Source organism: Kitasatospora sp. NPDC127060 (assembly GCF_042724935.1).
Lineage (GTDB): Bacteria > Actinomycetota > Actinomycetes > Streptomycetales > Streptomycetaceae > Kitasatospora.
Genome location: NZ_JBHXEG010000063.1, coordinates 1 through 23,720 on the forward strand (window position 1 = coordinate 1; position 23,720 = coordinate 23,720).

The window sequence follows — 23,720 nt, forward strand, 5'->3', positions numbered from 1 at the left end:
GGATCCTTCAGGCCGTGCGGCGGCGGTAGTAGGCGATGCCGAGGGCGATGGTGATCGGCCCCCAGAGCATCGCCGGGCCGATGCAGACCCGGGCCAGCGCCTCCCACCAGCCGTTGCCGAAGCCGACCTCGTCCAGCAGGCCGAACCAGGCCAGCGGCTGGAGGCCGAAGAAGCCGAACAGCACCAGGCCACCCAGCAGCGTGGCGAGCAGCGGCCCGAGCGGCGGCACCCGGCGGCCGCGCAGGAGCGGCACCCAGCGGGGGAACACCTCGCCCCAGCCGCTGACCAGCCCCAGGGTGAGCAGCGCCAGCGCCTCGGTGACCAGGCTCAGACCGAAGACGTACGGGGTGGCCCACCAGGTGTGCGGCGGGCTGCCGGGGTCGACGGTGCCCATCTCGAAGCCGAAGGCGAACGGCAGCCGCCACAGGCAGTGCGGCAGGAGGACCAGCGGCAGGGCCTTGGCGAGGCGCAGGGCCCAAGCGGGAACGGGGCGTTCGGTGTCACCGACCGGGAGGTTCATCAGCATGGGTCCACCGTCGCGGACACCAGCCGTCCGCCACCTCCGCCCCGCGGCCCGGCCTCCTCCCCCGGGAGGGCCAACCGCGGCTCACCACAAGGGAGGAGGAGGGAGCGGCCTCCGGCGCGGGAAGGTCAGAGGCCGAGCTGCTCGGCGGCCAGGGCCGTACCCTCCAGGCGGGCCCTGATCTCGGCGAAGGCCGTCTCGCGGGAGGTGGACCGGTCGTCCGCGAAGGGGGCGAAGCCACTGTCGTCGCAGGTGCCCAGGCGGTCGGCGGGCAGGTGGCGGGCGGCGGTGAGGACGCGGTCCCGCACCTGCCCGGCGGTCTCCACCCGGGGGTCGCTCGGGTCGGTCACGCCGACGAACAACCTCACCGCGCCCCCAGCGGCATGAGGGACTCAGAGCTCCTTGGTCATGAAGACGCGACTGGTGCCGGCCGGCACGCACGGAACGTCCCCCATGCGGCGCCAGCCGTTGCGCTCATAGAACTCGGGCGCCTGGAAGCTGATGGTGTACAGGACGGCAGCCCGGCAGCCTCGCGCCCGCCCCTCCTCCTCGGCCCGACGCAGGATCTCGCTGCCCAGACCCGAGCCACGCAGCTCGGGCGGCAGGTGGAAGAGGTCGATGAACAACAGGCCCAGGGAGGTCCGGCCGGTCAGGCCGCCGAGGACGCGGCGGGTGCCCGGGGCGCGGACCAGGACGGCCAGGGGACGACGGTCGTCGATACCGGAGACGTCGGTGTTGAAACGGTCCAGGGCTTTCGAGATCACCTCCGTGTCAACGGGGCGGGGCGCATCGGTGAGGACGAGTTCCAGCGCGGGCTTGCTCGGCAGATCCGGTGCGTGCGAGGGCGTGCGGGCCATGGCGAGAGCGGCATCCGCGACCGGGGCCAGCGGACTGGCGGCGTGGGCACCGGGCACCGTGCAGCGCCGCAGGTACTGCTTGATGAGTCGCACCATCGGGTGTTCGTGCTCCTTCGGAGGGCGGTACGGGACGGGGAGCGTAGAACGCCGTCGGTTCGGTTCCGGCCGAACCGACGCTCCGGAATACTTGCGGCATGGCGGCTCACAGAGCGGGCAGGTCGGACAAGGCACACGACGATGTCGGCATCGACCTCGCCGCGGTGGCGCGGCTGCTCGCGGAGGACACCCGCGCCGACATCTGCCTGGCCCTGCTGGACGGCCGTGCCTGGACGGCGCGCGAGCTGGCCCGGCACGCCGGGGTGGCGCCCTCGACGGCTACCGAGCACCTGAACCTGCTGGTGAGTGGCGGTCTCCTGACCGAGGAACGGCACGGCCGCCACCGCTATCTGCGGCTCGCGGGCCCCAAGGCGGCGGCACTGATCGAGAGCCTGGCCGAACTCGCCCCGCGCCGCCCCACCCGCCCCACGTCACTGGGAGCCACCGGCCGGGCCCGCGCCCTGGCCCGCGCCAGACTCTGCTACGACCACCTCGCCGGCACCCTCGGCCTGGCCGTCACGGACGCCATGGTCGCGGATGGCCTGATCACCTGGGAACCGGAACCACGCCTCACCCCGACAGGAGCGGCGCACCTCGCCGAGCACGGCGTCGCACTACCCGCCGCCACCCGGCGCCCACCGGTGCGCTCGTGCCTGGACTGGACCGAGCGCCGCCCCCACCTCGGCGGTGCCGTCGGAGCCGCGATCTGCTCCCACGCCCTGGACGCGGGCTGGGTCACCAGAATCGGCACGGGCCGCGCTCTGGCACTGACAGAACCCGGCCACCAGGCATTCCGCGACCGTTTCCACGTCCCCGAGGACCGGCTCCCCGCCTGAGACGGGCCAGCCCTTCGGCACCGGTGGGCGCCCGGCCGCCGCACACCGCCGGTCCCACCCGCGATCCCGCTCCTTGGTGGTGACGCGGGTGGTCCGGCTTGGCGGCCCCGCCGCGTCAGACCACCGAGCTCAGCCCGAAGGAGGCCGCCACCAGCCCGAGGACGTACGGCGTCTCGGCGCCGTTCAGGGTGGTCGGGTCCATCGAGTAGACGACCTTGCGGGAGAGGTCGCGGGTGGCGAAGACCCCACTGGTGGAGCCGGGGCGGGAGCCGGTCTTGCCCCAGGCCGTGATGCCGTGGGACTGCAGGCGCTCCAGGCCCATGCTCATGCACGCCTTGCCGTCCGGGCAGTGGCCGCTGTGGGCGGCGACGGGCACGTCGGGCACGGTGAACAGCTGCTCCTGCTGGGCCGCGGGGAGCAGCCGGCCGCGGAACAGGGCGGTCATGAAGCGGTCCAGGTCGGCGGCGCTGGAGATCATGCCGCCCTCCGCCCAGGGCCAGGGGCTCTGCTCGGTCACGTCCGCCCGGTGGGTACCGCCGTCGGTGTCGGGGACGGACAGGTAGGGATGGGTGGCGGGGTGCCGCAGCTCGGGGTCGTCGCCGTCCGGGAGGGCGGTGTCGTGCAGGCCGAGCGGCCGGATGATCCGGTCGCGCAGCTCGTCGGCGAAGCCTCGGCCGGTGACCTTCTCGACGACCAGCCCGGCCACGAAGGTGTTCATGCCGTTGTACTGCTGCTCGGTGCCCGGCCGGAAGCCCAGCGGGTAGCCGTGCATGGTGGCGATGACCTGCTCGGGGGTGAAGGAGTCCAGCCGGTGGGCCTCGAACCAGGTGGTGCTGCCGTCGCCCCAGGGCACGTTGGAGCCGTTGGGCAGTCCGCTGGTGTGGTTGAGCAACTGGCCGACGGTGACCCCCTCGTAGGGGAAGTCCGGCAGGTACTGCCGCACGGTGGCGTCCAGGTCGATCCGGCCCTCGGCGGCGAGCTGGAGGACGACGGTGGTGGTGAAGACCTTCGAGACCGACCCGATCCGGAACCGGCCGTGCGGGTCCACCGCCATGCCGTCCTCCGCCGAACTGCCCTCGAACCGCCCGGTGGTGCCGGTGATGCGGACGAAGGCGGCGGAGACGTCGGCAGCGGGCCGCTTGGCCAGCGCCGCCCGGACGGCCGCCCGGTCCAGCGGCGCCGGCGCGGACGCGCCTGCCGCACCGGCGGGAGCGGCGGGAGCGGCGGCGAGGGCGGGGGTGCCGGCGCCGACCGTCAGCGCGGCCGCCAGGGCTCCGGCGGCGGCGACGAGGGCCCAACGGCTGCGGTGGGTAGCGGCGTTCACGGTGTTTCGGCTCCAGGCTGGTCGTCATCGGGCCGGAGGAGTCCGGCCCGTCGACGAGTCTGCCGACCCGCCGCGCCCCGAGCATCAGGGTCGGGGCCCCGGTGATCCCTGGTCTTCCGTCAGGGTTCGACCCGGAGAACCCCACCCCGGAGAACCCCACCCCGGAAAGCCCCTGTCCACGAGCGCCCCCGGATCAGACGTGCCCCAGCAGGCAGACGTACGAGCGGTCCGTTCGCTGCGGGTGCGGCTGTTCCAGCCGGGTGGTGACGGTGAAGCCCGCCCGCTCCAGCAGCTCGGCCAGCCGCCCCGCCGGGACGAGGTGCGAGGCGTACGACACCGGATGGCCGTAGGCCGTGGTCGGACGCCGCTCGCCGTCGCCGACGTGGCCGCCCAGCAGCAGGTGGCCGCCGGGGGCCAGCACACGGGCGAACTCTGCGAAGAGTCCCGGCAGTTGCGCCGGCGGGGTGTGGTGGACGGAGTACCAGGCGAGGATGCCGCCGAGGCTGCCGTCGGCGGCGTCCAGGGCGGCCATCGAGCCGACGGTGAACCGCAGTCGGGGGTACGCCCGGCGGGCGAGGGCGATCATCCCGCCCGAGACGTCGACGCCGTGGGCCGACAGCCCCAGCCCGGCCAGGTACGCCGTCACCCGGCCCGGCCCGCAGCCGAGGTCCGCGACCTCGCCGCCGCCCGACTCCCGGACCAGCTCCGCGAAGGCGGCGAGCATCGCGCGGGAGACCGGGTCCATGCCCTCGGGCGGGACCACCAGGCGGAGGTAGTCGGCGGCGACGGTGTCGTACGACGCGCGGACGGCGGCGAGGTGGACGGGCTCGGTCACCGCGCCACCCTAACCGGCCTTCGCGGTCCTGGCGGCGCGCTCGGCGAAGACCTTCTCCCTGCGGTCGGCGGTCTGCTTCATCATCCGCTTGCGGTCGCGGGCGGAGAGCCGGTCGAGGTAGAGGCCACCGTTGAGGTGGTCGGTCTCGTGCTGGAGGCAGCGGGCGAAGTAGCCGACGCCCTCGATCGTCACGGGGGCGCCGTGCTGGTCGACGCCGTGCACCACCGCGTGGGCGGGGCGGGCGAGTTGGGTGTTGGCGCCGGGAACGGAGAGGCAGCCCTCGACGTCCTCGGCCAGCCGGCGGCCGGGCTCCTGCTCCTCGACCACCGGGTTGAGCACGTGTCCGACGTGCCGGACGCCGTCCTCGTCGGTGCAGTCGTAGACGAACAGCCGCAGGTCCACGTCGACCTGGTTGGCGGCGAGGCCGCAGCCGTCGGCGACGTACATGGTGGCGAACATGTCGTCGATCAGCCGGGCCAGCCGCTCGCTGCCGAAGTCCTCCTCGGTCGCCGGGCGGCAGGTGCGGCGGAGGATCTCCTCCCCCACCTCGGTGATCCTCAGGACGGTCGGACGGTCGCGCGGCTCGGACACGGATGCTCCCCCTTCGGTGGACTTGCTGTCGACTTTGCAAAGTAGCATGCTTTGCAAAGTGACCGAAGACCTCGTCAGATCCGGTGCCCTCCCCGAACACGCCGTCCGCACAGCGCTGCTGGAGCTGCTCGCCGAACGCGGCACCCTCACCTCCACCGAGGCCGCCGCCCGACTCGGCCTCAGCTCCGGGCTGTGCTCGTTCCACCTGCGGCAGCTGGCCCGGTACGGCCTGATCGAGGAGGCCCCGGCCACCGACGGGCGGGCCCGGCCGTGGCGGCTCCCCGACAGCGAACCGCCCGCACTTCCCGGACCGCCCGGACCACCCGTCCCGCAGGACGAGTTCAGCGAGCTGGCCAGAGGTTTGGAGGACGAGAGCTACCGGCGCTGGCTCGCCGGGCGCGCCGGGGCCCCGGCCCAGTGGCAGCAGGACGAGGCGTTCAGCGCCGTCGTCCATCTCACCCCCGAGGAGCTGACCGCCGTCGGCGCCGAGGTGCGCCGGCTACTCGCCCACTACCGCGACCGGGACACCGACCCGGCCGCCCGCCCCGTCGGGGCCCGTCCGGTCGCAGCCGTGGCCCGGCTGTTCCCGCTGCTCGACCAGCTCGACCAGCAGCTCGACCGGTAGCTCAGGCGGCGGCGCGAGCGCGGAGAGCCCGCACCACCGGCCCGACCACCAGACCCACCACCGCCCCCAGCACGACCCCCTGCACACCGTCCCAGACGTCCTGCGCGTCGCAGGCCCGCCCGATCGCGGGCACCGCGTACTGCAGCGCCGACACCGCGAACGGCAGCACGGCCGTGCCCGCCAGCGCCACCGCCGCCCGCCGCCCGGTCCCGGCCAGGGCGGCCGCGAACCCCACCGGGGCGTAGGTGGCCAGCTTGAGCTCGATGTGCCGTACGTGCAGCAGCTCGTACGGCGAGCGCGGTCGGGCTCCGGCCACCGCGCAGTGCCGCACGGCGTCCCGGGAGAGCTGGAACGCCTCCGGCAGCAGCGTCGCCACCACCACCCCGCCGAGCCCGAGCAGCAGCAGGAAGCCCACCGCCCAGTGGGCCCGCAGCAGCCGCCCCACCGGCCGGTTCAGCAGGGCGGCCGGCACCAGCGAGAGCAGCAGCCCGGGCCAGAAGTTCGGCATCCCGCCGAGCACCGCACTGATCACGCCTCAACGGACGCCCCGAACAGCCGCTCGGTTCTCCCTCGCACGCGGGTTCCGGTACCGCCCGCGCGCGGTACAAAGGAAGCATGGCAAGCAGGACGATCGCCGTGGTCTACGTGCTCGCGATGGTGGCCGTCGTGGTCGGCGTGGACGTCCTCTTCTTCCGGCACCACTTCTGGGGGCGGCTGGCGGTGAACGTCGGGATCGTCCTGGTGTTCGCGGCCTGCTACGCCAGGTTCCTCCGGCGTTCCTGAGCACCACCGTCACGCAGCCGGAATCGGCTCAGCCGTGGGCGCGGCGGAACAGTTCACGGAGGCAGGAGGATCACCGGACCCGGCCTCAGTGCGGGATCGAGGAGATCAGCTCCTGCGCCCCCTGCCGCTTGAGCGCCAGCGCGACCGAGGTGCCGAGGTCCTCCGGGCTGAGCACGCCCGCCCACTCATGGGCGTCCAGCACCCGCTTGCCGTCCGGGGTGAAGACCCGGCCGCGCAGCGAGAGCCGGCCGTCCCCCTCGGCCCGGGCGAAGCCGGAGATCGGGCTGTTGCAGTGGCCCTGCAGCACGTGCAGGAACATCCGCTCGGCGGCCGCCTCCCGCCAGGTGTCGTGGTGGCCGAGGCCGGCCACGGCCTCGATGGTCGCGGCGTCGTCCTCCCGGCACTGCAGCACCAGGATCCCGGCGCCGATCGGCGGGCACATCTCCTCGACGCCGAGGACCTCGGTGATCCGGGCCCGCTCGCCGATCCGCTCCAGGCCGGAGACGGCGAGCAGCAGCGCGTCGACGTGCCCCGCCGCCAGCTTGGCGAGCCGGCTGTTGGCGTTGCCGCGGATCGGGACGCACTCCAGCTGCGGGTGGGAGGCGGCGAGTTGGGCGGTGCGGCGGACGGAGGAGGTGCCGATCCGGGTGCCGGGCGGGAGTTGGGCCAGGGTCAGGCCGCCGGGGTGGACGAGTGCGTCGCGGATGTCGTCGCGGCGCAGGTAGGCGGCGAAGACGGTACCGGCGGGCAGCGGGCGGTCGGCGGGCACGTCCTTGAGGCAGTGCACGGCGACGTCGGCCTCCCCGGCGAGCAGCGCGGCGTCCACCTCCTTGGTGAACGCGCCCTTGCCGCCCAGGGCGGCGAGGTCCCCGGTCCAGCGGTCGCCCGAGGTGGTGACCGGCACCACCTCGGTGCGCAGTCCCGGGTGCAGCGCGGCGAGTTCGGCGCGGACCCGGTCGACCTGGGCGAGCGCCATGGGAGAGGAGCGGGACACGATGCGGATCAGCTCAGCGGTGGCCATGGCGCGATGATAGGCGCTCCTACGGTCACGGCCGGGGGCGCGTCACGTACTCGGCGTAACGGCGTGGCACGGTGACCCGCCGGACGTCCCGCAGCAGCGGACCGACCGCGCCCAGCGCCGTACCGGCGGCCACCAGCAGGCTCGCGCCGCTGAAGCCGTGGCCGTCCGCCGCGCCGACGGCCCCCAGCGCCAGCACCGGCAGCACGGCGACCAGACCGGTGCCGAGCACCTCCGCGACGGCGAGCCGTCCGCGCAGGTAGGCCAGGAACTCGACGGTGGGCCGGCCGGGCCGGATCCCGGGGACGAACGCCCCCTCGCGCATCATCACGTCCGCGCTCCCGAGCACCGACCGCCCGGCCAGTACGGCCAGCCACGCGCCGGCGGCGGCCAGCCCGAACAGCAGCGCCAGGTACGGCAGCCGGGGCAGCGGGAACGGGGCGAGCAGCAGGGCCGCCGCCACCGCCGGGACGAACCCCCGGTGGCTGAGCACCAGCGGCAGGTAGCGGGGCTCGCCGCCGCCGGACCGCACCCCGATCATCCGCCGGGCGTACTGCACCGGCACGCGCCGCTCGCCCCGGCGCCCGGCGATCACCAGCGCGGTGGTCGCCACCAGGGAGAACAGCACCGCCGCCAGCACCAGCGCGTAGCCGCCGGGGCCGGACTCCCCCTCCACCGCCCACAGTTGGCCCGGCAGCACGGCGAGGACCTGGGCGAGCAGCAGCACCGACACCCCGTCGCCGAGCCCGTGCCGGCTGATCCAGCGGGCCAGCCACAGCACCGCCAGCGCGCCGGCCGCGGTGCAGCCGGTGAGCACGGCGACGGCGGGCGCGCCGTGCCACCGCAGTACGCCGTCCCCGGCGGCCGGGCCGGGCAGCAGTCGACCGGTGTCGGCGGCCAGAGCGAGCGCCAGCCCGCCGAGCAGGCCGAGGGCCAGGGTGGTCCAGGCCTCAGCCCGCCGCATCCCGGCGCGGCTGCCGGCCGCCCGCTCGGGGCGCAGCGCGGCGAGCCGGGGGTGCAGCCGGGTGAGGGCCAGGACGAGCGGGCGGGCCAGGAAGACCACCAGGACGCCGAACGGGAGCAGCGCCAGCCGGTACACTCCGCCGCCGGTCACCAGGTCGGCCAGGCCGCGCAGTTGGTCGCCCGGCAGGGTGCGGTCGGCGACCCGCCGCAGCACGGCCGGATCGACGCCGGGCAGCGGCATGCTCTGCCCGAGCCGGAACAGCACCACCCCGCCGAGCGTGACGGCCGCTCGCAGGACCAGTCCGGAACGGTGGACGGACACTCGCCTCAGCTCCCCCGATGTCGACGGGAGTTGGGACGCGACGGACGGCCGGGCGGTTCCCCGCCCGGCCGTCCGCGTGCCCCGTGGGCTCACTCGTTGTGCAGTACCTCGGCGATCGGCAGCCGGGCCGCCGAGCGGGCCGGGACGAGCGCGCCGAGGACGGCGATCGCGATGCCCGCGAGGGCGAGGACGGCCAGCAGCGGGGCACCCCAGACGTCGATCATGCCGTCCGTGAAGTGGATGATCCGGACGTTCTCGACGATCAGCCGGTGCACCAGGATCCCGACCGGGATCCCGACGATCCCGCTGACCACGCCCTGCCAGGCCACCGAGGTGACCGTCATCCCGACGACCTGCCGGGGCGTCATCCCGATCGCCTTCAGCATCCCGAGGTCGCGGCGGCGCTCCCGGATGGTGAGCAGCAGGGTGTTGAAGACGCCGAGCGCGGCGACCACCGACAGCAGGACGGAGAAGGTCGTGCTGAAGGTCCTGATCGCGACGACCGGCCCCGCGGTGCCCGCCGTGACCACCGAGGTCGACAGGGTCGGGTCGGCTGCGGAGACCGCGTCCTGGTAGGCCTTGGCGTCGGCGCCGGCGGCGAGCCGTACGTCGTACTCGACCACGTGCCGGTCCGGGGTGAGCAGGGCCCGGGTGGCGTCGTTGGAGGTGAGCGCGTTGGCGTTGCCCTGGGACTCCAGGCCGACCAGGGTGACGGTGGTCTGCCGGTCGTCCAGCACCAGGGTGACCTTGTCGCCGAGCTTGAGCCCGCGCTGGTCCAGGAAGGCCGGTCCGGCCTCGGCCTCGCCCAGCCCGGTCGCCGGGCGGCCCTCGACCACGTTCAACCGGCTGTGGTCGACCATGGCGTCGCCGCCGTAGAAGTTGGCGAAGACCACCTGGGGCTGGCCCACGACGGCGACCCGGACCAGGCCGCGGACGGAGACCCGGTCGGCCCCGGGGGCGGCGTGCAGCATCGCCTCGGTCTGCTCCTGGGTCAGCCGGGGGGCGCCCTTGTCCACGGTGAAGCCACCGGTCAGTACGTCGATGTGGGTGTACTCGTCAGGTGCGGACATGGCCTTGGCCAGGGTGCCGGTCACCCCGGTGGTCACCGTCACGGTGACCACCCCGAGCGCGATCGCCGCCATGGTCAGCGCGGTGCGGGCCGGGCGGGCGAAGGGCTGGCCCAGGCCGAGGCTGACGGCCCGGGGCAGCCGGGTGCCGCTCAGCCAACGCTGGACCTTCAGCCCGCGCCCGGTGCGCGGGGCGCTGCCGGCCGAGATGGCCTGGGCGGCGGAGAGCCGGCGGGCCCGCGAGGCGGGCAGCAGTGCGGCGAGGGCGACCAGCAGCGGGACGCCGAGCAGGGTGGCGACCGGCAGCCAGCCGGCCGGCGCGATGACGGCGGTGCCGGTCGCGATCCCGGAGAAGGCGGTCTGGAGGATCGGGTACGCGGCCGCCCAGCCGGCCGCCGTCCCGAGGACGGTGCCGACGGCGGCGGGCACCGAGACCATGGTCAGGTAGACCGTGACCACCTGGCGCGGGGTGAAACCGATCGACTTCAGCACCCCGATGTGCCGGTAGCCGGAGACCACCGCGCCGCTCACCACGTTGCCGACGATCAGCGTGGCGACGATCAGGCCGAGCACCCCGAAGACCGTCATCAGCGGCAGGTAGGCGTCGGCGCCGGCCGAGAAGGCCTGCTTGAGCACCAGGTAGGACTGCCCGTTGGCGACCGCGTCCTTCGGCAGGCCCTCGGTGGCCTTGTCGAGCGAGGCGGTCAGCTGCTGCTCGGTGTCCGCGTCGGCGAAGCGGTAGAGCATCTGCCGGCCGACGGGGTGCAGGGCGGCCGCCTGCTCGGGGGTGACCCAGCCGCCGGCGGACTGGCTCATGTCGGCGGCGGAGCCGACGATGGTGAGCTTCAGCCCGGTGTTGGTGGTGACCGACTTGCCGAGGTTTCCTTCCCCGGAGCCCCCGGCCGTGGCCATCACCAGTTCGCCGGGGGCGGTGGCCCAGCGGCCGGACAGCAGCTCCACCCGGTCCACCGGCGCGGCCGCCGGATCGGGCCGGCCGACCAGGGTCAGCGGGCCCGGCGGGCGGCCGACCCAGTCCGTGGGGATGGTCACCACGGCCTGGTCGAAGGGCCCGGCGGCGGCCTCGACGCCCGGCCGGTGGGCGGTGGCGGCCAGTTGCTCCGCCGAGGCCTCGGCCGGGTCGAAGACGGCGTTGACGTGCGCGCCGCGCTCGGCCTCGAAGGCGGTGTCGAAGGGGGCCCGGGCGGCACTGATCACCGCGAGGGCGAGCAGCACGGTCGCGGTGGAGCAGAAGACGACCAGCCCGATCACGACGGTCTGCACCCGGCGGCGCTTCACCGCCGCCCGGGAGGCACGCCACACGGCGCCGCTCCCCCTGATGGTTCGCTCGCTCATGCGCCCACCTCGCTGCGCTCGGCGGCCGCTTCGCGGAACCCGCACCTCTCGATGGTTCGCTCGCTTCGCTCGCTCACGACGACGCCTCGAGCATCCGCTCGCGCGCCACCTTGCCGTCCGCGACCTCGACCAGCCGACTGGCGCAGCGGGTGGCCAGGTTGGGGTCGTGGGTGACGATCATCAGGGTCTGCCCGATCTGGTTGAGGTCGATCAGCAGGTCCATCACCTGCTCGCCCGAGCGGCTGTCCAGGGCGCCGGTCGGCTCGTCGGCGAGCAGCAGCGCCGGGCGGTTCATCAGGGCGCGGGCCACCGCGACCCGCTGGCGCTCACCGCCGCTGAGGGTGGCCGGGTAGACGTCCTTGCGGTGTGCGACGCCGAGTTCGTCCAGCAGTTCCAGTGCCCGGCGGCGGGCCTGCCGGGCGCTGGTCCCGGTCAGCTGGGCGGCCAGGGCGACGTTGTCCAGGGCCGGGAGGTCGTCGATCAGGTTGAAGAACTGGAAGATCATGCCGATGTGGCGGCGGCGGAACAGGGCCAGGCCGTTCTCGTTCAGCCCGCCGAGGTCCTGCCCCTGCACCCGTACGGTGCCGGAGGTGGGCCGGTCCAGTCCGGCCACCATGTTCAGCAGGGTGGACTTGCCGCACCCCGAGGGGCCCATCACGGCCACCGCCTCACCCGCGCGGATCCGCAGGTCGACACCGTCGAGCGCCCTGGCGTCGCCGAACTCCTTGTGCACCCCGGACAGCTCGACGACGAACGGCGCGTCGTCGGAGCGGGTGGTGGTCCCGTCGTGGTCGTTGCTCATGCCGACGAAGGTAGGCGCGGCGGCCCGGGCCGGACGTCCCACCCCGGGTGTAACCGCAGGTGGCCGTAGTACCGGGGATGTACGGCGGCGGCACCCCCGGATGATGTGGATCAAGGGCCGACCTGGGAGGCTGGGCGTCGTGTGGGGAACTGGGACTGACTGGATCGCGCTCACGGTGGCGGGCGCCGCCTGTGCGGCCGCCGGCTGGCTGGGCGTCGCGCTGGTACGGGCACGCCGGCTGTACCGGGCCGCCATCGGCGAGCGCGGCTGGCTGCTGGAACGGGAGCGGGAGAGCGCCGCGAGCGCCGCCGTGGACGCCGAACGAGCGCGGATCGCCGCCGAGTTGCACGACATCGTGAGCCACAACGTGAGCCTGATGGTGGTGCAGGCCGGGGCCGCCCGCGAGGTGCTGGCCACCATGCCGGAGGAGGCGGCGGCCGCGATGGGCGCGGTCGAGGCGGCCGGACGGGACACCATGACCGAACTGCGGCACCTGCTGGGCCTGCTCGCCCCGGCCGCGGACGGCAGTGAGGAGCCGGAGCGGAACGACTTCACGCCGCAGCCCAGCCTGACCCGAATGAGCCCGCTGATCGACCGGTTCGCCTTCGCCGGGCTGCCGGTGGAGGTGCGGATATCCGGCGAACCGCGGCCGCTGCCCGGCGGCATCGACGTGACGGCCTACCGGATCGTCCAGGAGGCGCTGACCAACGCGCTCAAGCACGGGGACGGGGGGACGGCCCAGGTGACGGTGCGCTACGCGGACCACTACCTGCGGGTGGAGGTGCTGAACAGCGGCCAGAGCGTGCTCTCCGGGGCGCCCGCCCCCGCGCCCCGGCAGGCGGACGGCGCCGGACGCGGGCTGATCGGCCTGCGCGAGCGGGTCGCGGTCTACGGCGGGGACCTCGACGCCCGGCGCCGGATCGGCGGGGGCTACCGGGTGCGAGCCCGCATCCCGCTGGACCGGCCGTGACGAAGAGGACCGTGACGGCCGTGACCGGGGGGCCGTGGAGGCCGTCGCGGAGGGGACCGTGGAAGCCGTGACCGGGAGGACCGTGGAAGCCGTGGCGGAGGGGACCGTGGAACAGGACGAGCAGCGCCGCCCCCGGGTGGTGATCGCCGACGACCAGGAGCTGGTCCGCACCGGCTTCCGGATGATCCTCACCGCGCGCGGCATCGACGTGGTCGCCGAGGCCGCCGACGGCGCCGAGGCGGTGGCCGCCGCCACCCTGCACCGGCCCGACGTGGCCCTGCTGGACATCCGGATGCCCACCATGGACGGCCTGGAGGCCGCCCGCCGGATCCTGGCCACGGTGCCCGGCTGCCGGGTGATCATGCTGACCACCTTCGACCTGGACCACTACGTCTACTCGGCGCTGTCCGCCGGCGCCAGCGGCTTCCTGCTCAAGGACGTCACCTCGGCCCATCTCGCCGCCGCGGTACGGCTGGTGGACACCGGCGACGCCCTGCTCGCCCCGTCGATCACCCGCCGGCTGGTCGAGCGCTTCGCGGCCGGCGCCCCGCACCCCGCCGCACGCGGCACCGCCGCCCCGCGGCTGCACCGCGACCTCGCCCCGCTCACCCCGCGCGAGGTGGAGGTGCTCGGACTGCTCGGACGCGGGCTGTCCAACACCGAGTTGGCGGTCGAGCTGACCCTCAGCGAGTCGACCGTGAAGACCCATGTGGCCCGGATCTTCTCCAAGTTGAACCTGCGCGACCGGGCCCAGGCCGTGGTGCTCGCCTACGAGACCGGACTGGTCGCACCGGGCACGAACGACTGATCGTCAACTTCGTTACCGGAGAAGATGATTCGCACGACAATCAGCCATCTCACTCAATAGGGGGAACGGCTCCGGGAATTCACATCTTTGCCAGTCCATGGGGGAACATCTGCGTGACCGCGCCCCGACCGCCGACAGCCGGTCCGGGCGGCATCACCCGCGGCATCACCCGCACGACGAACACCATTGGACAGGCCCGTGACCACCAGCACTCCCGTGTGGGACTGCCCCTTCCACCACACCGACGGCCTGGAGTTCGACCCCCTCCTCAAGCGACTGCTCACCGAGGCCCCGATCGCCAGGATCCGACTGCCGCACGGCGAGGGCGAGGCCTGGCTGGCCACCCGCTACGAGGACGTCAAGGTGGTCACCACCGACCGCCGCTTCAGCCGCGCCGCCGGCATCGGGCGCGACCTGCCCCGGATGACGCCCGCCACCATCGCCCAGGCCGAGTCGATCAACCTGATGGACCCGCCCGAGCACAACCGGCTGCGCCGGCTGGTCGCCCAGGGCTTCACCAACCGCCAGGTCGAACGGCTGCGCCCGGCCACCCAGCGGATCGTCGACGGCTACCTCGACGAGATGGCGGAGCACGGTGCCCCCGCCGACCTCGCGCACTTCCTCTCCGCCCGGCTGCCGCTCACCACCATCTGCGAGCTGTTGGGGATCCCCGAGCAGGACCGCGACCGGCTGCGCGGTTGGGCCGTCGCGATGATGCGGATGGGCCCGGACAGCCGCGAGGGCCAGGAGGCCGCCAAGGCCGGCCTGCGGGCCTACTTCGCCGCGCTCACCGCCGAACGCCGCGCCGCCCCCGGCGAGGACCTGATCAGCGCGCTGGCCACCGCCCGGGACGGCGAGGACCTGCTGGACGCCGACGAGCTCACCGTCATGGCGATGGTCCTGCTGGTCACCGGCCACGACACCAGCACCTACCAGCTCAGCAACATCACGTACACCCTGCTCACCCACCCCGAGCAGCTCGCCGAGCTGCGCACCCGGCCGGACACCCTGCCGCGCGCCCTGGAGGAGCTGCTGCGCTTCATCCCGTTCCGCCAGGGCCCCGGCATCGCCCGGGTCGCCACCGAGGACGTCGAGCTCGGCGGGGTGCTGATCCGGTCCGGCGAGGCCGTGCACGTCTCCTACCTGACCGCCAACCGGGACGCCTCGGTGTACGAACGCCCCGACGAGCTGGACCTCGACCGCACCGACGGACCGGTCAACATGGCCTTCGGCCACGGCCAGCACCGCTGCCTCGGCTCGCACCTCGCCCTGATGGAGCTGCAGGTCGCCATCGGCACCCTGCTGCGGCGCTTCCCCGGGCTGCGGCTGGCCGTCGACCCGGCCGAACTCGACTGGAACTCCGGCTCGATCTGGCGCTTCCCGCGCACCCTGCCGGTCGCCTGGTAGCCCCCCGTCCCCCAGGAGACCCAGGAGACCCCCCTCATGGCCACCCTCTGCCGCCCCGCCATCGCCGTACCCGAACACGTCATCACCCTCGACGAGACCCTCGACCTGGCCCGCACCCTGCACGCCGGCCACCCCCAACTCGGCCTGGCCCTAAGGCTGATCGAGAACACCGGGGTGCGCACCCGGCACCTGGTCCAGCCGATCGAGCAGACCCTCACCCACCCCGGCTTCACCCACCGCAACCAGGTGTACGAGCGGGAGGCCAAGCTCCGCGTCCCGGAGGTGGTCGAACGCGCGCTCGGCCACGCCGAGTTGGGCGCCCAGGACATCGACCTGATCATCTACGTGTCCTGTACCGGCTTCATGATGCCCTCCATGACGGCCTGGCTGATCAACACCATGGGCTTCCGCTCCGACACCCGCCAGGTGCCGATCGCCCAACTCGGCTGCGCCGCCGGCGGCGCGGCCGTCAACCGCGCCCACGACTTCTGCCGCGCCTACCCGGGCGCCAACGTGCTCATCGTCGCCTGCGAGTTCTGCTCGCTCTGCTACCAGCCGAGCGACCTCGGCGTCGGCTCGCTGCTCTCCAACGGCCTGTTCGGGGACGCGATCGCCGCCGTGGTGATGCGCGGCCACGGCGGCCGCGGGGTGCACGTCGAACGCAACGGCTCGCACCTCGTCCCGGACACCGAGGGCTGGATCTCGTACGGGGTCAAGGAGACCGGCTTCCACTTCCAGCTGGACAAGCGGGTGCCCGGCACCATGGAGATGCTCGCCCCCGCGCTGCGCACCCTGGCCGGGCAGCACGGCTGGGACGTCTCCGGGCTCGGCTTCTACATCGTGCACGCCGGCGGCCCGCGCATCCTGGACGACCTCTGCCACTTCCTCAACCTGGAGCCCTCGACGTTCCGCTACAGCCGGGCCACCCTGACCGAACGCGGCAACATCGCCAGCGCCGTCGTCTTCGACGCCCTGGCCCGACTGTTCGCCGACGGCGGGGTGGGCGAGGGCACCACCGGGCTGATCGCCGGCTTCGGACCGGGCATCACTGCCGAGATCTCGCTGGGCAGTTGGGTGGACTCCCCCGTCGAGCCGGTCCGCCGGCGGCCGCGCGCCATCTCCACCTCCGACATCGCCCTCGTCCATCAGGGCGCCCCCCGCCGTTTCCCCGCCGGCACTACGATCTCCGATTGACTTCCCCTCCCGCCCGAGGGCGAGGGGTTCCCCTCAGCCTCGCGGCCGAGCCGCTGCGCGCGTGCGCCGCGGTGGGACGACTTCCTGCTTCACCGACGACTGCCCGCCCGGAGTTCTCCGTTGAGGTCTTACACCGTCTCCACAGGCTGCAACCGCCAGCCCGGCGGCCAGGATGTTCTTCGCCGCGTTCACGTCCCGGTCATGGGTGGTGCCGCAACCGCACGTCCATGCCCGGACGTCGAGCGGCATCCTGTCGCGCAGGACGCCGCAGCCCGAGCAGAGCTTCGAGGTGGGCAACCACCGGTCCCCCGTCTTCGCCAGTGTGAGCCGGCCGTCTCGGAAGCGGAACGCGCTGGTGGTGTACTCCGCACTGTCGCGGGACTTCTTCTTCGCCTTGAACCGGGGATACCTCGACCGCTTCCCGAAGACGTTGGTGAACGCTCCTTGCAGGTGGCGTTGCAGTTGATCCGCTCGCCCCGCTGCCACGCGGCGATCCGGGCCTCCAACGCCATGTCGTAGACCTTCCGCACGCACCCGAACGCAAGGGACAGCTCGGCCGCCTGCCCATCGGTCGGACAGAAGCGGTACTCGAGGGCCCGCTTCACGCGAGTGGCCACGGGTTACATGATAGGCCGTCAGTTTGTACCATTCGGGCTCTCGCGTTCTCGATACCGACTCGTCCGGCTTCAAAACGGCCGACCTCGCCACTTCCCCAGTCTCGACCGAGGATCCACGAGATGTCTCATTCCTTCCCGACTTCCAAGGCCTTCACCTCCTCGGAGATATTCAGATGACCGACACCACGGACCGCGCCGACACCGCGGACGCCTCCGCCAGAGCCGCCGAACTCTCCGCCCTGTTCCCGGCGTTGCACGCGCCGCAGTACTGGACCTGGGGCCGCTACGACGCGCAGTTCTCCACCGAGCCGCCGCCGGACGAGCTGGTCACCAACATCCACCTGGTCGGGTTCGCGGGCGGCGGCGTGGTGCTCTGCCGGGACGACCGGAACCACTGGTTCCTGCCCGGCGGCACCCGGGAGCGGGACGAGTCGGTCACCGACTGCCTGGCCCGCGAGCTGCGCGAGGAGGCCGGAGCCCGGCTGCTCGGCGAACCGGGCTGGCTCGGCGCGCACCGCTGCCACACCGAGGACCCGGTGCCGTACCGGCCGTGGCAGCCGCACCCGGACAAGGCCTGGCTGTGGGGCTGGGGCGAGGTCGAGCTGGACTCGACGCCGACCAACCCGGCGGACGGCGAGCAGGTGGTGGAGGTCCGGGCCGTCCCGGTCGCCGAGGCGCAGCGGCTGCTGCTCACCGGGCACGAGGCCTGGTGGGGCGAGCTGATCGGGCTGGCCGTGGAGCTGCGGCGCCGGGCCCAGCAGGGCTGAGCATTCCCGCCGGGGCGGAAGATCACTGGAATGGCCGAACAGCGGAGAGCTACGTCCGTTTTGCGGTGATATGACTCATTTCATGGACACCAACGCCTTGGCTGCTTCGCTGGCAGTGGATTATCCGGTGCTCAACATCTTCTGGACGATGTTGGAGCTGTTCCTGTGGATCCTCTGGTTCTTCCTGCTGTTCAAGATCATCTCGGACATCTTCCGCAGCCATGACCTGAGCGGCTGGGGCAAGGCCGGCTGGCTGGTCCTGGTGATCATCCTGCCGCTGATCGGCATCCTCGCGTACCTGATCGCCCGCGGCCAGGGCATGGGGAAGCGGGACATCGAACAGGCCCAACAGGCCGACGCGGCCTTCCGGGCGTACATCCGGGACGCCGCCGGGACGCCCTCGGGGGGCGGCGGGGGCGACGCGGGCGCCGGCCGCAGCCACGTCGAGGACCTGGCGAGACTGGCCGACCTGAAGGACCGCGGCGCCATCTCCGAGGAGGAGTACCAGAAGGCCAAGGACAGGCTCCTGGTCTGACCGTCCGAGCAGCACCACGGCCGTTCCCGGAGACCGCTCAGCGCCGTCCGGAGCGCCGGTCCTTGGAGCCGCCGTCGCCGCCGCCGGTCAGGCCGGCCCGGCGCAGCGCGTCCGCCATGGCGCTGTTCGCCAGCGGGGCGTTGCCGCCGGAGCCGCCGCCGCGCCGCTCCTGGCCACCACGGCCGCCCTGAGCACCCTGAGCACCCTGGCCGCCACGGCCGCCCTGAGCGCCGCCCTGGCCGCCCTGAGCGCCCCGGTCGCCGCCGCGCCGCTCCTGGCGCGGCGGGCGGGCCTGCCGCTCACCCCGGTCACCGCGGTCGCCGCCCCGCTCCCGGCCCCCGCCGACCTCGTCGTCCAGCCGCAGGGTCAGCCCGATCCGCTTGCGCGGCACGTCCACCGTGAGCACCCGGACCTTGACGATGTCGCCCGGCTTGACCACCTCGCGCGGGTCCTTGACGAAGTTCCGGGACAGCGCCGAGACGTGCACCAGGCCGTCCTGGTGGACGCCCACGTCGACGAAGGCGCCGAAGGCGGCCACATTGGTGACCACGCCCTCCAGCACCATGCCGACCTCCAGGTCGCCGATCTTGTCGACGCCCTCCTTGAAGGTCGCGGTGCGGAAGGCCGGGCGCGGGTCGCGGCCCGGCTTGTCCAGCTCGCCGAGGATGTCGGTGACGGTCGGGACGCCGAAGGTGTCGTCGGCGAAGTCCGCCGGGCGCAGCGCCCGCAGCCGCTCGCCGTTGCCGATCAGCTCGCGCAGCTCCCCGCCGGTGGCGGCGAGGATCCGGCGCACCACCGGGTAGGCCTCGGGGTGCACGCTGGAGGCGTCCAGCGGGTCCTCGCCGCCGGGGATGCGCAGGAAGCCCGCGCACTGCTCGAAGGCCTTGGGGCCGAGCCGGGAGACGTCCTTGAGCTGCCGGCGGGTGCGGAACGGGCCATTGGCGTCGCGGTGGGCCACGATGTTGTCGGCCAGCGTGGCGGTGATGCCGGAGACCCGGGTGAGCAGCGGTGCCGAGGCGGTGTTGACGTCGACGCCGACGGCGTTGACGCAGTCCTCGACCACGGCGTCCAGCGAGCGGGAGAGCTTCACCTCGCTCAGGTCGTGCTGGTACTGGCCGACGCCGATCGACTTGGGGTCGATCTTGACCAGTTCGGCCAGCGGGTCCTGGAGGCGGCGGGCGATCGACACCGCGCCGCGGATCGACACGTCCAGCTCCGGCAGCTCCTGGGAGGCGAACGCCGAGGCCGAGTAGACCGAGGCGCCCGCCTCGCTGACCATCGCCTTGGTGAGCTTCAGCTCGGGGTGGCGCCCCAGCAGGTCCTCGGCGAGCTTGTCGGTCTCCCGGGAGGCGGTGCCGTTGCCGATCGCCACCAGGTCGACGTCGTGCTTCTTCGCCAGCGCGGCCAGGGTGTTCAGCGCCGCGTCCCACTTGTTGGCGGGCTGGTGCGGGTAGATCGTCTCGTACGCGACCACCTTGCCGGTGGCGTCCACCACGGCGACCTTCACCCCGGTGCGGAAGCCCGGGTCCAGGCCCATGGTGGCGCGGGTGCCGGCCGGCGCGGCGAGCAGCAGGTCGCGCAGGTTGGCGGCGAAGACCCGTACCGCCTCGTCCTCGGCCTCGGCCCGCAGCCGGGACCGCAGGTCGATGCCGAGTCGCACCAGGATCCGGGTGCGCCAGGCCCAACGGACAGTGTCGGCCAGCCACTTGTCGGCCGGGCGGCCGCGGTCGGCGATGCCGAAGCGGGCCGCGATGCGCTGCTCGTAGTCGTTCTCCCCGGGCAGGTCGCCCTCGGAGTCACCGTCGTAGGGCGAGAATTCGAGGTCCAGCACCTCCTCCTTCTCGCCGCGCAGCATCGCCAGGATGCGGTGCGAGGGGAGCTTGGGGTACGGCTCGGCGAAGTCGAAGTAGTCGGCGAACTTGGCGCCGTCGGCCTCCTTGCCGTCCCGCACCCGCGCGACCACCCGGCCGCGGCTCCACATCCGCTCGCGCAGCGAGCCGACCAGGTCGGCGTCCTCGCCGAAGCGCTCGACCAGGATCGCCCGGGCGCCCTCCAGCGCGGCCGCGCCGTCCGCCACCGACTCGTTCAGGTACCCAGCGGCGAGCGCGGCCGGGTCCTGCGTCGGGTCGGCGAGCAGGGTGTCGGCCAGCGGCTCCAGCCCGGCCTCGCGGGCGATCTGCGCCTTGGTCCGCCGCTTCGGCTTGAACGGCAGGTAGATGTCCTCCAGCCGCGCCTTGGAGTCGGCGGCCAGCACCTGGGCGCGCAGCGCGTCGTCCAGCTTGCCCTGGGACTCGATCGACTCCAGCACGGCCGCCCGGCGCTCTTCCAACTCCCGCAGGTAGCGCAGCCGCTCCTCCAGGGTGCGCAGCTGGGCGTCGTCCAGCGAGCCGGTGACCTCCTTGCGGTAACGGGCCACGAACGGCACGGTCGAGCCGCCGTCGAGCAACTCGACGGCGGCCTTCACCTGCCCCTCGCGGACGCCCAGTTCCTCGGCGATCTTGCGCTCGATCGCCTGCTGGGCCTGCCGGGCCACCTGTTCGACTGGCGTGGTCACGAAGCCGGTCACCTTCTCCTTCAGTGCTTTCGCCGTACGCCCAGCATTCTGGCAGGTACCGGTGACGGCTCCCGGCCGCACCCGGGGCGGCGGGCGTGGCGCGAATCGGCCCCGGCCCCAACGAGTTGCGAGCGGAGTCCAGTTGCGGCTTCCCGGGCTGCCGGGCGTGAACACCCTGGGCACCTCCGAGGCCTCCGCCGCGCCGGGCCGCTGTGCGCGGTGGCGCCGGGCGGGAACGTGCCGCGGTACGGCCGGGGCGGCACCGTCCGGGGGCGGATCACCCTCCGCTGATCGAACTCCGGTACGCAGTTCGCCGATCCGGCTGATCCCCGGCGATCCGCGCTGTACGCTGCCGGGCATGTGCGCTGCCGCCCGGATGCACCCCGATGGACCGGTCGTCGACGCTGCCCTGGTTCGGCGGTTGATCTCCGCCCAGTTCCCGCAGTGGGTGGGCCTGCCGGTCACCCCGGTCGGGTCCGCCGGGACGGACAACGCGATGTTCCGGCTCGGGCCCGAACTCGCCGTCCGGCTGCCCCGGGTGGAGTGGGCCGCCGGGGACGTCCGCCGCGAGCACCGCTGGCTGCCCCGGCTGGCACCGCTGCTGCCGCTGCCGGTCCCCGCCCCGCTGGCCGTCGGCCGCCCCGCCGCGGGCTACCCGTGGGAGTGGTCGGTGGTGCGCTGGCTCGACGGCGTCAACCCGGCGGTCGGCGTGCTCGCCGCGCCCGAGGCGCTCGCCCGCGACCTGGCCGGCTTCGTCAAGGCTCTGCGCACCCTCGACCCGGCCGGCGCCCCGGCCGGCCCCCGCAGCGTGCCGCTCGCCTCCCGGGACGGCTCCACCCGTGCGGCGATCGCCCAGCTGACCGGCGCCATCGACACCGCGGCCGCGACCGCCCTGTGGGACAAGGCGCTCCGCCTCCCCGACCACGCCGGCGCACCGGTCTGGATGCACGGCGACCTCACCCCCGGCAACCTGCTGCTGAACCGCTCCGGCCGGCTCGCCGCCGTCCTCGACTTCGCCCTGATGGGCGTCGGCGACCCCACCACCGACCTGCTGCCCGCCTGGAACCTCCTCCCCGCCTCCGCCCGCCCCGCCTTCCGGGCCGCCCTGCGCGCCGACGACGCGATGTGGGCCCGCGGCCGCGCCTGGGCCTTCTCCATCGCCCTGGTGACCATCCCGTACTACCGCCACACCGACTCGGCCCGCACCGCCCACGCCCGCCACGTGGTCCGCGAGGTGCTCGCCGACCGCAGCGTCTGAAGGCCGCCCGCGCGTCTGCAGGTCGGCGCGGAAGGTCGGCGCGGAAGGTCGGCGCGGAAGGTCGGCGCGGAAGGTCACAGCCTGCGAGTCCCCGCGCACGGACGGGTACGGGACGGCGGTGACGGACACGGTGGGGACGGCCGCTCGCCGGAGATCGTCCCGGGACGGGGATGACGCGGGTTGTGGCGGCCCGGAGGGAGCGGGACGCTGTTCTTACACCTCTGGAAGGGGGTTGATCGGCATGTCGTTCATGCAGGTCATCGAATACGAAACCACCGAGGCCGACCGCGTCGACCGGCTCATGGACGAGTGGCTGCGGGCCACCCACGGCAAACGCACCGCCCAGCACGCCACGATCGGCAAGGACCGCGACCGGCCCTCCCACTTCGTCCAGATCGTGGAGTTCCCCTCCTACGAGGAGGCGATGAAGAACAGCGACCTGCCGGAGACCCGGCACATCGCCGAGGAGATGCGGGAGGCGTGCGACGGGGCGCCGCGCTTCGTCAACCTGGACGTGGTCCGGGACATGACGCTCGACGAGGACGCGCTGGAGACCCTGATGGGCCGCGTCGTCAACGATCTGGGCGCCGTGGCGATAGCACCGCTGCTGTCGATCGGCGACCGGCTCGGGCTCTTCCGGGCCATGGCGGACGAAGTACCGCTCACTTCCTCCGAGTTGGCCGAAAGGACGGGCACCCAGGAGCGCAACGTCCGGGAGTGGCTGGCGGCGATGGCGGCCAGCGGCTACGTCGCGCTCGACCCGGACGGACGGTTCCGGCTCACTCCCGAGCAGGTCGCCGCCTTCTGCGACGAGGACAGCCCCTTCTTCGCCCTCGGCGGCTTCCAGGCCTTCATGGCCGCAGCCGCGCAGGAGACCCGCGAGAAGCTGGAGCGCGCCTTCGTCGAGGGCGGCGGCGTGGGCTGGGAGCAGCACCACCCGGACCTGTTCACCGGCACGGCGCGCTTCTTCCGCCCCGGCTACGCGGCGCACCTGGTGCAGGAGTGGCTGCCGGCCCTGGACGGCACGGTGGAGCGACTGCGCACCGGCGGCAGCGTCGCCGACGTCGGCTGCGGGCTCGGCCACTCCACCATGCTCATGGCCCGGGCCTTTCCCGCGTCCGGCTTCACCGGGTTCGACTACCACCTGCCCTCGGTCGAGAAGGCCCGGGCCCTGGCCGAGGAGAACGGGCTGGCCGGGCGCACCGCCTTCGAGGTGTCCGGCGCCGCGGACTTCGGCGGCGGCCCCTACGACCTGATCACCTTCTTCGACTGCCTGCACGACATGGGCGACCCCGTCGGCGTGCTCTCGCACTGCCGGGCGCGCCTCTCCGACGGCGGCGTGGTGATGCTGGTCGAACCGCACGCCCAGGACGACCTCGCCGACAACCTGAACCCCCTCGGCCGGGCCTTCTACAGCGCGTCCTCACTGATCTGCGTCCCCGTGTCCCAGGCACAGCCGGTCGGCCGCGCCCTCGGTGCCGCCGCCGGCGAGGCGCGTACCCGCGAGGTGGCCGCAGAGGCCGGGTTCCCCCACTTCCGCCGAGCCACCGAGACCCCCTTCAACCTGGTCTACGAACTGCGGAACTAAGGCCTGTCCGGCGGAGCCTGCCGGGCA

The 23,720-nt window shown here is 73.5% G+C and carries 22 protein-coding genes and 2 pseudogenes; 11 read left to right on the forward strand and 13 right to left on the reverse strand.

The window, feature by feature from the left end:
• Positions 1-7 precede the first annotated feature (7 nt).
• The 3 genes and pseudogenes from ACFWIS_RS28795 to ACFWIS_RS28805 all read right to left on the reverse strand — a co-directional run bounded on the left by ACFWIS_RS28795 (position 8) and on the right by ACFWIS_RS28805 (position 1,476).
• Complete coding sequence (locus ACFWIS_RS28795; RefSeq protein WP_380463684.1) at positions 8-526, reverse strand: hypothetical protein; 519 nt, start codon at positions 524-526, stop codon at positions 8-10.
• Positions 527-651: 125 nt separating this feature from the next.
• Positions 652-888, reverse strand: a pseudogene (locus tag ACFWIS_RS28800) (5-methyltetrahydropteroyltriglutamate--homocysteine methyltransferase); the annotation flags it as partial.
• 27 nt (positions 889-915) lie between these two features.
• Positions 916-1,476, reverse strand: a complete 561-nt coding sequence (locus ACFWIS_RS28805; RefSeq protein WP_380463686.1) for a GNAT family N-acetyltransferase — start codon at positions 1,474-1,476, stop codon at positions 916-918.
• Positions 1,477-1,574: 98 nt separating this feature from the next.
• Here ACFWIS_RS28805 and ACFWIS_RS28810 point away from each other — a divergent pair, with 98 nt between their 5' ends.
• On the forward strand, positions 1,575-2,312 hold the full coding sequence (locus ACFWIS_RS28810; protein ID WP_380463688.1) for an ArsR/SmtB family transcription factor: 738 nt from the start codon (positions 1,575-1,577) through the stop codon (positions 2,310-2,312).
• A 115-nt stretch (positions 2,313-2,427) separates the two neighbouring features.
• Here ACFWIS_RS28810 and ACFWIS_RS28815 read toward each other — a convergent pair whose 3' ends face one another.
• The 3 genes from ACFWIS_RS28815 to def form a co-directional block, all read right to left on the reverse strand.
• Entirely contained in the window at positions 2,428-3,636 is a 1,209-nt protein-coding gene (locus tag ACFWIS_RS28815) for a serine hydrolase domain-containing protein (RefSeq protein ID WP_380463689.1), read from the reverse strand.
• A 193-nt stretch (positions 3,637-3,829) separates the two neighbouring features.
• Positions 3,830-4,471 (reverse strand): class I SAM-dependent methyltransferase, encoded by a 642-nt coding sequence (locus ACFWIS_RS28820; protein WP_380463690.1) that lies wholly within the window; start codon positions 4,469-4,471, stop codon positions 3,830-3,832.
• A 9-nt stretch (positions 4,472-4,480) separates the two neighbouring features.
• Positions 4,481-5,062 (reverse strand): peptide deformylase, encoded by a 582-nt coding sequence (def, locus tag ACFWIS_RS28825; protein ID WP_380463692.1) that lies wholly within the window; start codon positions 5,060-5,062, stop codon positions 4,481-4,483.
• 46 nt (positions 5,063-5,108) lie between these two features.
• Here def and ACFWIS_RS28830 point away from each other — a divergent pair, with 46 nt between their 5' ends.
• Positions 5,109-5,687, forward strand: a complete 579-nt coding sequence (locus ACFWIS_RS28830; protein ID WP_380463694.1) for a winged helix-turn-helix domain-containing protein — start codon at positions 5,109-5,111, stop codon at positions 5,685-5,687.
• Between the two features lies 1 nt (position 5,688).
• On the opposite strand, the gene ACFWIS_RS28835 is transcribed toward ACFWIS_RS28830, so the two are convergent.
• Positions 5,689-6,219, reverse strand: a complete 531-nt coding sequence (locus ACFWIS_RS28835; protein ID WP_380463696.1) for a hypothetical protein — start codon at positions 6,217-6,219, stop codon at positions 5,689-5,691.
• Positions 6,220-6,302: 83 nt separating this feature from the next.
• Between ACFWIS_RS28835 and ACFWIS_RS28840 the strand changes: the two genes are divergently transcribed.
• Positions 6,303-6,470, forward strand: a complete 168-nt coding sequence (locus ACFWIS_RS28840; protein ID WP_380463698.1) for a hypothetical protein — start codon at positions 6,303-6,305, stop codon at positions 6,468-6,470.
• Between the two features lie 85 nt (positions 6,471-6,555).
• Here ACFWIS_RS28840 and hemC read toward each other — a convergent pair whose 3' ends face one another.
• The 4 genes from hemC to ACFWIS_RS28860 all read right to left on the reverse strand — a co-directional run bounded on the left by hemC (position 6,556) and on the right by ACFWIS_RS28860 (position 11,995).
• Positions 6,556-7,491, reverse strand: a complete 936-nt coding sequence (hemC, locus tag ACFWIS_RS28845; RefSeq protein ID WP_380463700.1) for a hydroxymethylbilane synthase — start codon at positions 7,489-7,491, stop codon at positions 6,556-6,558.
• 25 nt (positions 7,492-7,516) lie between these two features.
• A complete protein-coding gene (locus ACFWIS_RS28850; protein ID WP_380463702.1) occupies positions 7,517-8,773 on the reverse strand; it encodes a hypothetical protein in 1,257 nt (418 codons plus the stop codon).
• A gap of 89 nt (positions 8,774-8,862) precedes the next feature.
• Positions 8,863-11,193 (reverse strand): FtsX-like permease family protein, encoded by a 2,331-nt coding sequence (locus tag ACFWIS_RS28855; protein ID WP_380524038.1) that lies wholly within the window; start codon positions 11,191-11,193, stop codon positions 8,863-8,865.
• Positions 11,194-11,266: 73 nt separating this feature from the next.
• Positions 11,267-11,995: an ABC transporter ATP-binding protein gene (locus ACFWIS_RS28860; protein WP_380459523.1), complete on the reverse strand. Its 729-nt coding sequence runs from the start codon at positions 11,993-11,995 to the stop codon at positions 11,267-11,269.
• A gap of 139 nt (positions 11,996-12,134) precedes the next feature.
• Here ACFWIS_RS28860 and ACFWIS_RS28865 point away from each other — a divergent pair, with 139 nt between their 5' ends.
• The 4 genes from ACFWIS_RS28865 (at position 12,135) to ACFWIS_RS28880 (ending at position 16,374) form a co-directional block, all read left to right on the forward strand.
• Positions 12,135-12,965, forward strand: a complete 831-nt coding sequence (locus tag ACFWIS_RS28865; protein ID WP_380459525.1) for a sensor histidine kinase — start codon at positions 12,135-12,137, stop codon at positions 12,963-12,965.
• Between the two features lie 106 nt (positions 12,966-13,071).
• Complete coding sequence (locus ACFWIS_RS28870) at positions 13,072-13,773, forward strand: response regulator (RefSeq protein WP_380459609.1); 702 nt, start codon at positions 13,072-13,074, stop codon at positions 13,771-13,773.
• Between the two features lie 198 nt (positions 13,774-13,971).
• Complete coding sequence (locus ACFWIS_RS28875; RefSeq protein WP_380459527.1) at positions 13,972-15,180, forward strand: cytochrome P450; 1,209 nt, start codon at positions 13,972-13,974, stop codon at positions 15,178-15,180.
• A gap of 36 nt (positions 15,181-15,216) precedes the next feature.
• Positions 15,217-16,374, forward strand: a complete 1,158-nt coding sequence (locus ACFWIS_RS28880; RefSeq protein WP_380459529.1) for a type III polyketide synthase — start codon at positions 15,217-15,219, stop codon at positions 16,372-16,374.
• Positions 16,375-16,407: 33 nt separating this feature from the next.
• Here ACFWIS_RS28880 and ACFWIS_RS28885 read toward each other — a convergent pair.
• Positions 16,408-16,991 (reverse strand): annotated as a pseudogene (locus tag ACFWIS_RS28885) (zinc ribbon domain-containing protein).
• 173 nt (positions 16,992-17,164) lie between these two features.
• Between ACFWIS_RS28885 and ACFWIS_RS28890 the strand changes: the two are divergent.
• Both ACFWIS_RS28890 and ACFWIS_RS28895 read left to right on the forward strand, forming a co-directional pair.
• Positions 17,165-17,758, forward strand: coding sequence for an NUDIX domain-containing protein (locus tag ACFWIS_RS28890; protein ID WP_380459531.1), 594 nt, complete (start codon positions 17,165-17,167; stop codon positions 17,756-17,758).
• Positions 17,759-17,840: 82 nt separating this feature from the next.
• Entirely contained in the window at positions 17,841-18,293 is a 453-nt protein-coding gene (locus ACFWIS_RS28895) for an SHOCT domain-containing protein (protein ID WP_380459533.1), read from the forward strand.
• A gap of 37 nt (positions 18,294-18,330) precedes the next feature.
• Here the strand turns inward: ACFWIS_RS28895 and ACFWIS_RS28900 are convergent, their stop codons facing one another.
• On the reverse strand, positions 18,331-20,847 hold the full coding sequence (locus tag ACFWIS_RS28900) for a Tex family protein (protein WP_380459535.1): 2,517 nt from the start codon (positions 20,845-20,847) through the stop codon (positions 18,331-18,333).
• A gap of 358 nt (positions 20,848-21,205) precedes the next feature.
• On the opposite strand from ACFWIS_RS28900, the gene ACFWIS_RS28905 reads away from it, so the two are divergent.
• Entirely contained in the window at positions 21,206-22,105 is a 900-nt protein-coding gene (locus tag ACFWIS_RS28905) for an aminoglycoside phosphotransferase family protein (RefSeq protein WP_380459537.1), read from the forward strand.
• A 241-nt stretch (positions 22,106-22,346) separates the two neighbouring features.
• Positions 22,347-23,693: a methyltransferase domain-containing protein gene (locus ACFWIS_RS28910; RefSeq protein ID WP_380459539.1), complete on the forward strand. Its 1,347-nt coding sequence runs from the start codon at positions 22,347-22,349 to the stop codon at positions 23,691-23,693.
• Positions 23,694-23,720: the final 27 nt, after the last annotated feature.

Coding starts and splice junctions, on each gene's coding strand:
- ACFWIS_RS28910 (WP_380459539.1), top strand. CDS start 22,347: ATGTCGTTCATGCAGGTCATCGAATACGAAACCACCGAGGCCGACCGC.
- ACFWIS_RS28895 (WP_380459533.1), top strand. CDS start 17,841: ATGGACACCAACGCCTTGGCTGCTTCGCTGGCAGTGGATTATCCGGTG.
- hemC (WP_380463700.1), bottom strand. CDS start 7,491: ATGGCCACCGCTGAGCTGATCCGCATCGTGTCCCGCTCCTCTCCCATG.
- ACFWIS_RS28855 (WP_380524038.1), bottom strand. CDS start 11,193: ATGAGCGAGCGAACCATCAGGGGGAGCGGCGCCGTGTGGCGTGCCTCC.
- ACFWIS_RS28890 (WP_380459531.1), top strand. CDS start 17,165: ATGACCGACACCACGGACCGCGCCGACACCGCGGACGCCTCCGCCAGA.
- ACFWIS_RS28810 (WP_380463688.1), top strand. CDS start 1,575: ATGGCGGCTCACAGAGCGGGCAGGTCGGACAAGGCACACGACGATGTC.
- ACFWIS_RS28840 (WP_380463698.1), top strand. CDS start 6,303: ATGGCAAGCAGGACGATCGCCGTGGTCTACGTGCTCGCGATGGTGGCC.
- ACFWIS_RS28905 (WP_380459537.1), top strand. CDS start 21,206: ATGTGCGCTGCCGCCCGGATGCACCCCGATGGACCGGTCGTCGACGCT.
- ACFWIS_RS28880 (WP_380459529.1), top strand. CDS start 15,217: ATGGCCACCCTCTGCCGCCCCGCCATCGCCGTACCCGAACACGTCATC.
- ACFWIS_RS28860 (WP_380459523.1), bottom strand. CDS start 11,995: ATGAGCAACGACCACGACGGGACCACCACCCGCTCCGACGACGCGCCG.
- ACFWIS_RS28795 (WP_380463684.1), bottom strand. CDS start 526: ATGCTGATGAACCTCCCGGTCGGTGACACCGAACGCCCCGTTCCCGCT.
- ACFWIS_RS28805 (WP_380463686.1), bottom strand. CDS start 1,476: ATGGTGCGACTCATCAAGCAGTACCTGCGGCGCTGCACGGTGCCCGGT.
- ACFWIS_RS28830 (WP_380463694.1), top strand. CDS start 5,109: ATGCTTTGCAAAGTGACCGAAGACCTCGTCAGATCCGGTGCCCTCCCC.